The 12,854-nt window shown below is 67.7% G+C and carries 12 protein-coding genes; 8 read left to right on the forward strand and 4 right to left on the reverse strand.

The annotated features are described in order from the left end of the window. Positions 1–364: 364 nt before the first annotated feature. The 4 genes from ACLJRL_RS18875 to ACLJRL_RS18890 are packed head-to-tail and all read left to right on the forward strand — an operon-like array spanning position 365 to position 5,266. Positions 365–1,786: a family 2B encapsulin nanocompartment shell protein gene (locus ACLJRL_RS18875; RefSeq protein ID WP_410657518.1), complete on the forward strand. Its 1,422-nt coding sequence runs from the start codon at positions 365–367 to the stop codon at positions 1,784–1,786. After that, entirely contained in the window at positions 1,783–3,171 is a 1,389-nt protein-coding gene (locus tag ACLJRL_RS18880) for a family 2B encapsulin nanocompartment shell protein (RefSeq protein ID WP_410657519.1), read from the forward strand. The genes ACLJRL_RS18875 and ACLJRL_RS18880 overlap by 4 nt, the downstream gene beginning before the upstream one ends. A 50-nt stretch (positions 3,172–3,221) precedes the next feature. After that, on the forward strand, positions 3,222–4,085 hold the full coding sequence (locus ACLJRL_RS18885; protein ID WP_410657520.1) for a geranyl diphosphate 2-C-methyltransferase: 864 nt from the start codon (positions 3,222–3,224) through the stop codon (positions 4,083–4,085). A gap of 35 nt (positions 4,086–4,120) precedes the next feature. Further along, positions 4,121–5,266 carry a family 2 encapsulin nanocompartment cargo protein terpene cyclase gene (locus ACLJRL_RS18890; RefSeq protein WP_410657521.1) on the forward strand — a complete coding sequence of 382 codons (1,146 nt, stop codon included), beginning with the start codon at positions 4,121–4,123 and terminating at the stop codon, positions 5,264–5,266. 66 nt (positions 5,267–5,332) lie between these two features. Here the strand turns inward: ACLJRL_RS18890 and ligA are convergent, their stop codons facing one another. From ligA to ACLJRL_RS18905, 3 genes are all read right to left on the reverse strand, one after another. Continuing rightward, the gene (gene ligA / locus ACLJRL_RS18895) at positions 5,333–7,324 is read right to left on the reverse strand and encodes an NAD-dependent DNA ligase LigA (RefSeq protein WP_410657522.1); all 1,992 of its coding nucleotides are present in this window, start codon (positions 7,322–7,324) and stop codon (positions 5,333–5,335) included. A 54-nt stretch (positions 7,325–7,378) separates the two neighbouring features. Beyond that, positions 7,379–8,476, reverse strand: coding sequence for a calcium:proton antiporter (locus ACLJRL_RS18900; RefSeq protein ID WP_410657934.1), 1,098 nt, complete (start codon positions 8,474–8,476; stop codon positions 7,379–7,381). A gap of 82 nt (positions 8,477–8,558) precedes the next feature. Beyond that, the gene (locus tag ACLJRL_RS18905) at positions 8,559–8,819 is read right to left on the reverse strand and encodes a hypothetical protein (protein ID WP_410657523.1); all 261 of its coding nucleotides are present in this window, start codon (positions 8,817–8,819) and stop codon (positions 8,559–8,561) included. Between the two features lie 161 nt (positions 8,820–8,980). Here ACLJRL_RS18905 and ACLJRL_RS18910 point away from each other — a divergent pair, with 161 nt between their 5' ends. From ACLJRL_RS18910 to ACLJRL_RS18925, 4 genes are all read left to right on the forward strand, one after another. Then, positions 8,981–10,045, forward strand: a complete 1,065-nt coding sequence (locus tag ACLJRL_RS18910; RefSeq protein WP_410657524.1) for a DUF6348 family protein — start codon at positions 8,981–8,983, stop codon at positions 10,043–10,045. Positions 10,046–10,382: 337 nt separating this feature from the next. Continuing rightward, on the forward strand, positions 10,383–10,538 hold the full coding sequence (locus ACLJRL_RS18915; RefSeq protein WP_410657525.1) for a ribbon-helix-helix protein, CopG family: 156 nt from the start codon (positions 10,383–10,385) through the stop codon (positions 10,536–10,538). Then, positions 10,535–10,882 (forward strand): VOC family protein, encoded by a 348-nt coding sequence (locus tag ACLJRL_RS18920; RefSeq protein WP_410657526.1) that lies wholly within the window; start codon positions 10,535–10,537, stop codon positions 10,880–10,882. The genes ACLJRL_RS18915 and ACLJRL_RS18920 overlap by 4 nt, the downstream gene beginning before the upstream one ends. After that, the gene (locus ACLJRL_RS18925) at positions 10,879–12,174 is read left to right on the forward strand and encodes an MFS transporter (RefSeq protein ID WP_410657527.1); all 1,296 of its coding nucleotides are present in this window, start codon (positions 10,879–10,881) and stop codon (positions 12,172–12,174) included. Before ACLJRL_RS18920 ends, ACLJRL_RS18925 begins: the two co-directional genes overlap by 4 nt. 38 nt (positions 12,175–12,212) lie before the next feature. Here ACLJRL_RS18925 and ACLJRL_RS18930 read toward each other — a convergent pair whose 3' ends face one another. Continuing rightward, complete coding sequence (locus tag ACLJRL_RS18930; protein ID WP_410657528.1) at positions 12,213–12,755, reverse strand: hypothetical protein; 543 nt, start codon at positions 12,753–12,755, stop codon at positions 12,213–12,215. Between the last annotated feature and the right edge of the window lie 99 nt (positions 12,756–12,854).

Consider the following 12,854-nt stretch of genomic DNA (forward strand, 5'->3'; position numbering starts at 1 on the left):
CCTGTCAAGCCATCCCCGAACAAGCACGGACAGGCGACCCGAAAGAGATCGGCCTGCCCACTCGAACGGCCGCATCGACAATGCGTACACGAGTTCTGCGGCGGTCCCGGCTAACACCTGAGCGCTGTTACTGGACCGATTGTGTGGGGCTTTTCAGTGCCTAAGTGACGTTAACAAAAGGCTTCGGCGTATTCGGAGAATCGGCATTCGGGTGGCCTTTTCGCCTTACCCGAAAGTGCGCTTGTGCGGGCAAAACACCTTGCTATGTTGATCCAAGCGGGGCCGCCACCTCGGGGAATTCCGGCCCACCGCTTCTTCAGGGATCTTGTCTTTTTCACGCGACTATCGAAGGGTGGACCTTGCTGTGACCGTGACCGAATCGGACACCTCCGCCGAGGGTGTCCAGGGGCCGGGAAATCCGCAGCTGAGTTTGGGCCGGGCCGCCGCGCGCACACTGGCGACGACGACCAAGTCCGCTCCGCAGATGCAGGGCATTTCGTCCCGGTGGCTGCTGAAGATGCTCGACTGGGTTCAGGTCAACGGTGGCGCCTACCGGGTGAACCGGCGGCTCAGCTACGCGGTCGGCGACGGCCGGGTGACGTTCTCGAAGGCCGGCACCGACGTGAACGTGATCCCGGCGGAACTGGGTGAACTGAAGCCGCTCAAGGGATACGACGACGAAGAGGTGCTCGAGGAACTCGCCAGGCGCTTCGTTCAGCAGGAGGTGGAGCCCGGCGACGTGCTCGTCGAGTTCGGGCACCAGGCCGACAAGGTCTATCTCATCGCGCACGGCAAGATCACCAAGACCGGCCCCGGCGCCTACGGTGAGGAGACCGCGCTGGGCGTGGTCAAGGACGGCGACTATTTCGGGGCGCAGGCGCTCGTCGCCGACGACGGCATCTGGGAGTTCACCGCGAAGGCCGCGACGGCGGGCACCGTGCTGACCTTGTCCCGCCAGGCTTTCGAGCATGTGCTGGAGCAGTCGGAATCCCTGCAGGCGCAGATCGCGCGTACATCGCAGGACACCGGGCGTGCCAACGACTTCGGCGAGGCCGAGATCGACATTTCGTCCGGGCACGACGGGGAACCGTTGCTGCCGGGCACGTTCGTGGACTACGAGACTTCGCCGCGCGAGTACGAACTGAGCGTCGCCCAGACGGTGCTGCGGGTCCACAGCCGGGTTTCCGACCTCTACAACCAGCCGATGGACCAGACCGAGCAGCAGCTCCGCCTGACCATCGAGGCGCTGCGCGAGCGGCAAGAGCACGAAATGATCAACAACAAGGACTTCGGCCTGCTGCACAACGCCGACTTCGGCCAGCGCATCCCGACGCGCACCGGCCCGCCGACACCGGACGACTTCGACGAACTTCTTTCCATGGTATGGAAGGAACCAGGCTTCTTCCTGGCGCATCCGCGCACGATCGCGGCGTTCAGCCGAGAATGCAGCAAGCGGGGTATCTACCCGACCGGCGCCGACCTCGGCGGCCACAAGGTACCGTCCTGGCGCGGGGTCCCGATCCTGCCGTGCAACAAGATCCCGGTGAGTTCGACCAGTACCAGTTCGGTGCTGCTGATGCGCACCGGCGAGAAGACCCAGGGCGTGGTCGGCCTCCGCCAGATCGGCTTGCCCGACGAGTACGAGCCCGGCTTGAACGTCCGCTTCATGGGGATTTCGGAGCAGGCGATCATCTCCTACCTCGTCAGCACCTACTACTCCGCGGCCGTTCTGGTCCCGGACGCGCTGGCCGTGCTCGAGGCGGCCGAACTGGGCCGCGAAGGATGACCGCCACGACACCCGAGGCCGATCAGCGGCTCAGTCTCGGCACCGCGGCCGCGCGGAACCTGGCCACCACCACCAAAACGCCGCCTCAGATGCAGAGCATCACACCGCGGTGGCTGCTGCGGATGCTGCCCTGGGTCGAAGCCACCGGTGGCAGCTACCGGGTCAACCGGCGGCTGACCTACGCGATCGGTGACGGGCGGGTGAGCTTCACCAACGTCGGTACCGAAGTCCGGGTCGTCCCGCAGGAACTGGCGGAACTGGCTCTGCTGCGCGGTTTCGACGACGAGGACACCCTCACCGCGCTCGCCGACCGGTTCGAGCAGCACGAGTACGCGCCGGGCGAGACGATCGTCAGCCACGGCTCGCCGCTGGACGAGGTCGTGCTGGTCGCGCACGGCAAGGTGGCCAAGGTGGCGCCCGGTGAGTACGGCGGCGAAGCGACGATCGGCAGCATGGCCGACGGTGATCACTTCGGTGACGAGATGCTCGCCGGGATCAGCAGGAACTGGCCGTTCACGATCAAGGCCGTCACCCCGGTGACCGTGCTGACCCTGCGCGCGGACGACTTCGCCGACCTCAACGGCCGGTCCGAGGCGATGCGCCGGCACGTGCAGGATCTCCTTGCACTGGGCGAAAAACCGCAGAACGCCAAGGGCGAGGCCGAGATCGGGATGTCGTCCGGGCACGATGGTGAGCCACCGCTGCCCGGCACGTTCGTCGACTACGAGCTCTCGCCGCGCGAGTACGAACTGGCCGTCGCCCAGACGTCGCTTCGGGTGCACACCCGGGTGACCGATCTCTACAACGGGCCGATGAACCAGTTCGACGAACAACTCCGGCTCACCGTGTCGGCGCTGCGGGAGCGGCAGGAGTACGACCTGATCAACAACCGCCAGTTCGGCCTGCTGCACAACGCGGATCTCAAGTCGCGGTTCCAGACCCATTCGGGCCCGCCGACGCCCGACGACATGGACGAACTCGTCAGCCGCCGCCGCAAGACGAAGTTCTTCCTCGCCCATCCGCGCGCGATCGCCGCGTTCGGCCGCGAATGCACCCGCCGCAGCCTCTATCCCGAAGGCACCACGGTCGAGGGCAAGGTGGTGTCCGCCTGGCGCGGGGTGCCGCTGCTGCCGTGCGACAAGATCCCGATCACCGACGCGGGCACGTCGTCGATCCTCGCCATGCGAACGGGCGTCGAGGACAACGGGGTGATCGGGCTGCACCAGACCGGCCTTCCCGACGAGTACGAGCCCGGCCTGAACGTGCGGTTCGACGGAATCAACGAGCAGGCCGTGGCCAGCTATCTGGTCAGCGCCTACTACTCCGCCGCCGTCCTCGTGCCCGACGCGCTCGGCGTACTCGAGAACGTCGAGGTCGCGCGTTGACCCCTCCTCGATCCGGAATGACAGCGAACGCCCGAGAAAGGACCACGCAAGTGACCATCGCTCCTACCCCCGCTCCCGCCAAGGTTCTGCGCACCGAATACCAGAAGTCGGTGGCGTCGTACTGGAACAAGGAGAAGGACCCGGTCAACCTGCGTCTGGGCGACGTGGACGGGCTCTACCACCATCACTACGGCGTGGGTGAGGTCGACTGGTCCGTGCTGGAGGGCCCGGAGGAGACCCGCGACGAGCGGATCATCGCGGAAATGCACCGGCTGGAGACCGCGCAGGCGGACGTCCTGATGGACCACCTCGGCGACGTCACACCGGGCGACAGCCTGCTCGACGCCGGCTGCGGACGCGGCGGTTCGAGCATCATGGCCAACGCGCGGTTCGGCTGCCGGGTGGACGGTGTCTCGATCTCGGAGAAGCAGGTCGAGTTCGCCAACGGGCAGGCGGCGCGCAGGGGAGTGGACGACCGGGTGCGCTACCACTTCCGCAACATGCTCGACACCGGTTTCGAAACCGGGTCACGCAAGGCGATCTGGAACAACGAGAGCACCATGTACGTCGACCTGTTCGACCTGTTCGCCGAACACGCGCGGCAACTGGAGTTCGGCGGCCGCTACGTCACCATCACCGGTTGCTACAACGACGTGACCGGTGGCCGGTCCAAGGCGGTCGCCCAGATCGACCAGCACTACACCTGCAACATCCACCCGCGCAGCCAGTACTTCAAGGCGATGACGGCGAACAACCTGGTGCCCATTTCGGTGGTCGACCTGACCGCGCAGACGATCCCGTACTGGGAGCTGCGTGCGAAGTCCTCCGTGGCTACCGGGATCGAGGGCCCGTTCCTCGACGCCTACCGCGAAGGCAGCTTCCACTACCTGCTCATCGCCGCCGACCGGATCTGATCCCGCGCCGAACCGAGACCACCGGAGTGACTGCGATGACGGAACACGGCGCTCTGGCCACGCTTCTGGCGGGGCCCAGGGGTCTGGGAACGTCTGCTGCGCGCCTGGCGGCCCGGCTCGCATACCCCCCGGCAGCGGTGGAGATCCCGCCGCTGCCGGGGCCCGAACCGGGCCACGATCCCGCGTACGCGATGAGGCCTTGGGGCGACGGCACGGCGTCGCCGTTGTACTGCCCTGTCACCGAAAGGATCAACGACCCGCTCGCCGACGAGGTCGACCGGCGGTTGATCGCGTGGGCGGCGGAATGCGGGTTCAGCGAGGAGGAATGCAGCCAGATCGGAAAGGCGGGCTTCGGCAGGCTGGTCATGCTCGCCCACCCGGACTGTGAGGATCCGGAGCGGCTGCTGATCTCGGCGAGGCTCAACGCGGCTTGGTGGGCGGCCGACGATCTCTACGCCGACGACACCTCACTCGGCGCCATTCCAGCCGAGCTCCCGCCGAAGCTCGCGCTGGCGATGGCGGCGATGGACCCGCTTCCGTCGTTGGGCGAGTTCAGCCGCGAACTCGACGAGACGCTCCGGGGCGACCGGGTCCTGATCGCGCTGAACTCGGGGATCGACTACCTGCGGCGGGCCGGTACGGCCGCACAGGTTCAGCGGGTCTGCTATTCGACCTTCGCGATGTTCGTGAGCTGGAGCGCGTACGCGGCTTGGCGCCACAGCGCGAAATACCCGCCCGCGTGGGAGTACCTCGCCGCCCGGCAGCACGACAGCTTCTACACCTCGATGACGCTGATCGACGTCCTCGGCGGCTACGAGCTGACGTCGAACCTCTACTACGACCCGCGTGTCCGTGAAGCGGCGATCCAGGCGGGCACCGCCGCCGTGCTCGTCAACGATCTCCACTCGGTGACCAAGGACCTGGAGGACGAGTCGCCGCCGTGCAACACGGTGTTGCTGATCGCGGGCGATCGCGGCTGCTCGATCGAGGAAGCCACCGAGGTGACGGTCGGTCTGCACAACGACGTCGTCCGGGATTTCCAGGCGGCGCACGAAGAGCTCATCGCGGTGCCGTCGCCGGAACTGCAGCGCTTCCTGCGCGGGTTGCGGGGCTGGATGGGCGGCGGTTTCGAGTGGCACTCCACGAGCCCGCGGTACCGGACGAAGCCGGAGGAGAGGTGATCGGCTCGTGAGTGGTAGTGACGGTCAGAACCGTCTGTCAGAACCGTCGCTACCACTCACGAGCCCCTAAACGACGCCGGCCGCGATCAGCTGCTGCCAGATCACGCCCTGGTCCACGACCTCGACCTCGAGTTTCTCGGCCTTGGCGATCTTGGCGGCGCCGACATCGGCACCGGTGATGAGCATGTCGGTGTTCGCCGAGACCGACGACGCGATGGTCGCCCCGGCCTTCTCGCACAACCGTTGGAAGGTCGGGCGTGGCACCTTCTCGCCGGAGCGCGGGTTGCTGATCGAGCCGGTGACCACCACTGTCTTGCCTTCCAGCGGTGCACCGGCCACAACGACCGGCGGGAGGTCTTCGTCGCGGACGTCCAGCGAGACGCCGGCCTCGCGCAGACGTTCGAGTTCGGGCGTCAGCCGGGTGAGGTGCTCGATCAGCGAGGCGGCGACCTTGGGCCCGATGTCTTCCACGGCAACGAGTCCGTCTTCGCCCGCCTCGACGACGGCTTCCAGTGAGCCGAATCCCGCTCGGCACAGGCGGGCCGCCGTGCCCTCCGAGGCCATCGGGATGGCGAGCCCGATCAGTGCCCGGCGCAGCCCGACCTGACGGCTCGCGTCGATCGACTCGATCATGCGCGCGGCGGAGATCTCGCCGATACGGTCGAACTCCAGCAGTGTTTCCTTGGTGAGCCGGTAGAAGTCCGACGGATGCTCCAGGATCCCGGCCTCGGCCAGCCGTTCGATCCAGACTCCGCCGATGGCGTCGATGTCGGCCGCGGCTCGCGAGGCCCAGTGGATCAGGCGCCGCACGGTCTGAGCCGGGCAGGCGACGTTGGTGCAGAACAGTTCCCGGCTGTTGCCCTGTTCGGTCAACGGCTCTTCGCACGACGGGCACACCGACGGCGGCACGATCTCACGTTCTTCACCGGTGCGCTTCTCGGCGTCGAGAACACCGGCGACGAACGGGATCACGTCGCCGGCGCGGCGCACCAGGACCGTGTCGCCGATCTTGATGCCACGGGCGCGGATCACCTCCTGGTTGGCCAGCGTCGCGCGGGTGACCGTGGTCCCGCCCACGAACACCGGCTCCAGCCAGGCGACGGGGGCGATCTTGCCCGTCTTGCCGACATCCCAGACCACGTCGGCCAGCACGGTGGTCTTCTCCTCGGCGGCGAACTTGAACGCCAGCGCGCCTCGGGGTGAGCTCGACCGGGTACCGGCGGCGGCGTAAGCGTCGCGATCGGCGAGCCGCAGGACGGCGCCGTCGAGGTCGTAGTCGAGGTCGTTGCGCTGCTGTTCGATCGTGGTGATCACGGCCTGCGCCGCTTCGGCGTCGTCGCAGTGCCGCATGTCGGCGGCGGTGAAGCCGAGCGTCCGCAGGGCACCGTCGAGGTCGGTGTCCGCGCTGTCGGGTTCGGTGCTCAGGTCGAAGGCGAAGAACCGCAGACGTCGTTCGGCGACGGTGGCCGGATCCTTGGCCCGCAGGGTGCCCGCGGCGGCGTTGCGAGGGTTGATCAGCGGTTTGTCCGCGTGCACCTTGTTGTACGCGGCGAAGGTGGAGCGCAGCATGACCGCCTCACCGCGCACTTCGACCCGGCCGGGCGCGTCGACCCGGTCCGGGACCCCGTCCGTCAGCGCCCGCACGAGCATGGTGACGTCGTCGCCGGTCGTGCCGTCGCCGCGGGTGACCGCTCGCGCCAGCCGTCCGTTCTCGTAGACCAGGGCCAGCGACAGGCCGTCGAGCTTCGGCATGACCACCACGGACTGGCCGGGGAACCGGGTGAAGAACGCCGCGACCTGCTCGGGTTTGGTCGCCTTCTCCAGCGACAACATCGGGCGCGAGTGCCGGATCGGCGCGTGCAGCACCGCGGGGGCGCCGACCTGGTCGAGCGGGTTCGGATCGGGCGCCAGTTCGGGGTTCGCCGCGATGAGGCCGCGTAACTCGTCCTCGATGACGTCGTACTCGGCGTCCGCCACTTTCGGCGATCCGCGGTAGTAGGCGTCGCGTAGCACGACGATCTGATCAGCGAGTTCCTGGATGCGCTCCCGAGCGTTCACGGGACAGAGATTACCCGCGCCCACCGACAGAACACCGTCCGAAGAGGACTCGCGTCACGGGTTGACGGCGAGCACCAGGAACGAGGCCAGCAGCACCAGGTGCACGCCGCCCTGCAGACGGGTCGCGCGGCCGGGGACCACGGTGAGCACGCTGACCGCGACGGTCAGCGCGAGCAGCACGATATGAGTCGCGCCCAGGCCCAGCAGCAGCGGCCCGTCCAGCCAGATCGACGCCAGCGCGATCGTCGGGATGGTGAGCCCGATGCTCGCGATCGCCGAACCGTAGGCGAGGTTGAGGCTGGTCTGCATCCGGTCGCGCCGCGCGGCCCGCGTCGCGGCGAGGGTCTCGGGCAGCAGCACCAGCAGAGCGATCACGACGCCGACGAACGACTGCGGGAAGCCGGCCGCGCGGACCCCGGCCTCGATCGCGGGGGATTCGACCTTCGCCAGGCCGACGACCGCGACCAAGGCGAGCAACAGAAGGCCCAGGCTCATCAGCGCGGCCTTGTTCGTGGGCGGCTCGGCGTGTTCCTCTTTTTTGATCGAGCCATCGGTTTCCACGGGCAGGAAGAAGTCGCGGTGGCGCACGGTCTGGGTGAGCACGAAGAGGCCGTAGAGCAGCAGCGAGGCGATGGCGGCGAAGGTGAGCTGCGTGCCGCTGAACGCGGGGCCGGGGGTGGTGGAGGTGAACGTCGGCAGTACGAGAGTGACGGAGGCGAGCGTCGCGACCGTGGCGAGGGCGCCGCCGCTGCCTTCCGGGTTGAAGTGCGTCTCGCCGTAGCGGCGGGCGCCGACCATGACCGAGATGCCGACGATGCCGTTCATCGTGATCATCACCGCGGCGAACACCGTGTCGCGGGCGAGCGTCCCGGCCTCGGGACCGCCGGAGGACATCATCGTGACGATCAGCGCCACCTCGATGACCGTCACCGCGATCGCCAGCACCAGCGAGCCGAAGGGTTCTCCGACGCGATGGGCGACCACCTCGGCGTGATGCACCGCGGCCAGCACGGTTCCCGCCAGCGCGATCGCGACCAGCGCCACCGGTACCGGACCGAGCTCGCGACCCCAGCTCAGCGCCAGCACGAGCAGCGCGAGCACCGGGGCGACGGTCGTCCAGGACACTGCGAATCGTCTGCGGGAGGCGGCCATGACGTCACCCTCGCACACCCTGCGTGACATCGCCGCTCCGTGGTGGGCGCCGAGTGACGTAGTCCCCAATACGGGAACGCGGCTATCGCCGCCGGGAGATGGACGGCGCGGGAATCGTGATCTTGGTCTGCTCTTGCGCGGCCAGGATCCGCTGGAGCCGGAAGCGGCACAGGGCGTGGAACATTTCGGCCAGTTCCTCGGTGTCGATACGGCCTTCGAGATCACGTCTGCTCGCGTTGAGCACCCTGCTGATCATGGTCGCGGGCAAGCGACCGCCGAACTCGCCCGTCAGCCAGACACCGATTTCGCCAATCTCGTCGGTCGACTTGCTCTGTACGAACATCAGCCTGACCCCTCTACGTCGGAGTGTCGCCGGGCGATTGCCCCGGCGACACTCCGACGTGCGACGGGAAACCCCATGACGGCAAAGCCGCGAGATTGCTCTACTCGGCGCAACGAGTACGCCCGCAACACTCGATAACACGGTGGAAATAGGCTTACGAGGTGATCGAATCCGTGAAGTTGGACGCCGCCGTCGAGGTCGGGATCGCCGCGTTCTGTGCCGGCGAGGAACCACCGAGCGACGACCAGGTGTGGGAGCGGCTGACCGGGACGGGCGTCGAACCGTGGCTGGCCGAACGGCTGCTGGTCTTCCTGCCGATGGCGTACACGCAACGTTTGCTGCCGGCCGCGTCGTATCCGGACGGGGTAGTGGCTCCGGGCGGGCGGCTGAAACTCTCGGACGAACCGGTGTTCGTGGCGGCGTTCGACCGCGCGCAGCACGGGCACCGTGGCGAGTTCGAGCGGATCGCGGTGCGCAGCAGCACTTTCGGCGTGATCAACGAAGCGATGAAAGACGGGGTGGAACTCCCGGACATCGTCCTCGGCGAGGCGGCGTTGATCAAGGACCTGGAGCCGGTCGAGCAGGGCGATGGCGGCGTGCCTTCGCCACAAGCCGTGTTCGAGGACCTTCTTCGTGAGCACGGCACCTCACTCGACGGCGAAGCGAAGGCCGAGGCGAAGCTCGTCGTCCACCCTGCCCCGGCCGGAGCGGTGATCGTCCAGGTCGATTTCGCCCTGTCCCACCCGGGACTGGCCAAGCCATGGCTGGTGGAGAGTTTCGCCGGGTACGGGGCCACCTGGCGCGAGGCGATCGGCCAGGCTGTGACCGTGTTCCTGGGCGGCGCGCTGCACCCGATCATCGATGGCCTCCTGCGCCCCGGCACCGCGTCCGACCAGGTCGAGCGGGAGCGCTACGAACACCCGGACGGGGTGTTCCATCTGCTGCTGGGCGCCCAGATCAACCTGTTCCTCGAACACGCGCCGTCGGTGAGCCCTCTGCTGGACAGCCTGCTGGAGTCGCTGCGTGCCGAGCCTCTCGTCCAGAAAGCGCACGCATTACGCCTGTTCGTCGCGTACGAAAACGGGCGGCTGCAGACCAACGAGGTACTGCTGAACAGCGAGCCGTGGCCACGCGGCGAGGCGGTGATCGCGGAGCACCAGGCGCCGCTTCCCGAGGAGAAGGTGGCGATGCGCGTCTTCGGCCTGCTCGTGCCTGCCCCCGCGTAGTCCGGCTGGTTCGGTACAGGTGGTCGTGAGTGATTCGGGTCGTTCTAACGACCCCCGTGAGTGTGGAGGATTCGGGACATCCAACGTCCCAAATCCTCCACACTCACACCACACCCGACAACCCCAGAGCACCAGGCGACGATGAAGGAATTGGGACGTTGAGTGTCCCAATTCCTTCATCGTCAGCACCGTGACCACGCGGAACGCCGGGCCCGGCCGTGGGTATACGAATCGCCACTCAAGACCTTGCTCAGAACGGTACATATAGGCGGCAATCGGGCGCCCGTCGTCACTAAGACCCTGGCGTTCCGGCGGCTAATTTACTAGCATGCTAGCCATGCCTTCGGACAAGCAGCAGTTCAATATCTATCTGCCGGGGGAATTGGTGCGGCGGGTGAAGCACGCGTCCGTGGATGCGGAGGTGTCGCTGTCCGTCTTCGTGGAGCGGGCGTTGGAGGCGTACCTGCGGCAGAAAGGGGATGAGCAGCAGTGAAGGTGATCGCGATCCGCTATACGAAGGACACCGCCGCGCTGGTCCGGTTCTACGAGGCGCTCGGCGTGGAGCCGGCGTCGGCCTCGCGGCCGGGGAACTGGGTGGAACTGGCCGGCGAAAGCGGCACGGTGGCCGTCCATCTGGACGACGAGCAGGACGGCGGCCGCTGTGAGGTGGCCTTCGAGAGCGACGAGCCCCTCGAACAGGTCGCGGAGCGCGTGAGCACCGCCGGTTTCGAGACCGGGCTGGTGATGGACGAGAACTTCGGGCAGTCGTTGCGAGTGCGGGATCCGGACGGGGTGTGGGTGCAGATCAACCTGTTCGACCGCGAGCTGTATACGTGACCGGAGCGGCCTCGGGCCGCGGTGCCGGCACTCTGCTGCTGGCGGGGGGCATCGTCGCGCTGGAATTCGCCGCGGCGGTGACGAGTTTCGTGGCGTCGACGCTGTTGCCGGTGGTGACCGCCGACCTCGGGGCGCGGGATCAGCTGGCCTTGCTCATCGCGGGGTCCACGCTGGGACTGTTCGTCGCCCTGCCGCTGGCGGGCCGGACGCTCGAGGTGCTCGGAGCCGCCAGGACGCTGGGCGTCGCCGTCGCGGTCTACCTCGGTGGCGTGGTGACGGCCGCGACCGCGGCGCACGCCTGGGTCTTCGGGCTCGGGCAGTTCGCCGGAGGTTCGGCGAGCGGCCTGCTGGCGGTGTTCGGAGTGAGCACCGCGATCCGGCATCTCGACGAGCCCTTGCGGATCAGGGTGGTCGCCGCGTCGTCGGCGATGTGGATCCTGCCCGCGATGGTGGGGCCGGCCGCGACACTCGGGATGGAGCATCTCGTCGGCTGGCGCTGGACCCTGCTCGTCCCGGTCCCGTTCGTCCTCATCGGACGGCTGTTCGTCGTCCGCGCCACCCGCGGTGAACAGCCACAGGCAACGGCGGCACGACCTCTGGGCCGTACGCTGCTGGCCCCGATCGGCGTCGCGGGGATCGTGCTCGGGACCGGATGGTGGCCGATCGCGGCCGCCGGGGCCTTGGTGGCGGCGATCGGCATCAGCGCCATCATGCCCAGGGGGACGGGCACTCTCGCGCGGGGCACGCCCTCGGCGCTGGCCTCGATGACGCTGTTCGCCGTCGGCTATTTCGGTGCCGACAGCCTCGTCACGGTCCTGCTCACCGACACCTACCGGGCCACGCTCGGGCAAGCGGCCATCGTGCTCAGTGCCGCACCGCTGGCGTGGGCGCTCACCAGTCTCACCGTCCCTCGTTTCGTACGAGGCAAGGCGAAACGTCGTTTCCCGGTGATCGGCCTGGCCGTTGCCGCCGCCGGGGTCACGGCCACGGCCGTCGGGGCGCCTTCCTTCACGGTCGCCTTGATCGGCTGGACCATCACGGGAGTCGGCGTCGGCCTGGCCTACCCGGCCCTCTACATCTTGTCGACGACCCCCGGCACCAGTGACCTCGACGCGACTGAACTGGCCGCCGCGGTCATCACGGCCGAGGCCTTCGGTGGCCTGCTCGGTCGCGCGGCGGGAGGGGCCTTCAGTTCCGGCACGACAGACCTCTCCTTCACGTATCTCGTCTTCGCCGCCGCGCTCGTGCTCGCCGTGTACACCGCGACCCGCACCTCGACCACCGAACGCTGACAGGATCGGCCATCGCAACCGGCGGAATAGCCTCGACCTCAGGTCACGTTCAGACCGCTGTGGTGCTCGCAGTCCGGCTTCGGGCATTCGGCGGCATTCCGCACTTTCCAGGCCGCGACCATCGACTCATACCGCCGGCTGAACTGGGCGTCTCGCCGCGCACGCCACACCGACGGGACCACCCTGCGGGTAATCAAGAGCTCGTGGGGTGCGTAGTCGTTGTCGGTGCCGGACACTTCCAATCCGGCGGCCGTCAGGATGGCCCGCATCGCTGTGGACATCGCCTCGCCGATCGTGGACAGCAACCGCTTGAACGCGGCGCATTCCTCGCCTTCCCGATGCGGGTCCTCGAACCAGGCTTCTTGTGCGGCATCGACAAGGACATCGTGCTCTCGCCAGTCGACCAACACGCCGTGCAAGTCCGGCACGTCGACCGTCACAACCGCTCCGGCGGTACCCATCGGACCGTCACCGGGGGCGACCGGCAACCCGGCGGCAGCCAGTTCGGCCTGAACGACATCGCGCAAAGCCTCCAAATGAAACCGTCGCTCAGAGTCAGCTGCGGCAGGTGTTTCGGTCATTTCGGCATTCTCCCGAACACCTACGACAAAACCGCACCTCGACCACCGAACAGTGAGGGGCGGACGACCGAAGCCGCCCGCCCCTTCACGAGATGTCGT

The sequence above is a fragment of the Amycolatopsis sp. lyj-112 genome (genome assembly GCF_046549055.1).
GTDB lineage: Bacteria > Actinomycetota > Actinomycetes > Mycobacteriales > Pseudonocardiaceae > Amycolatopsis.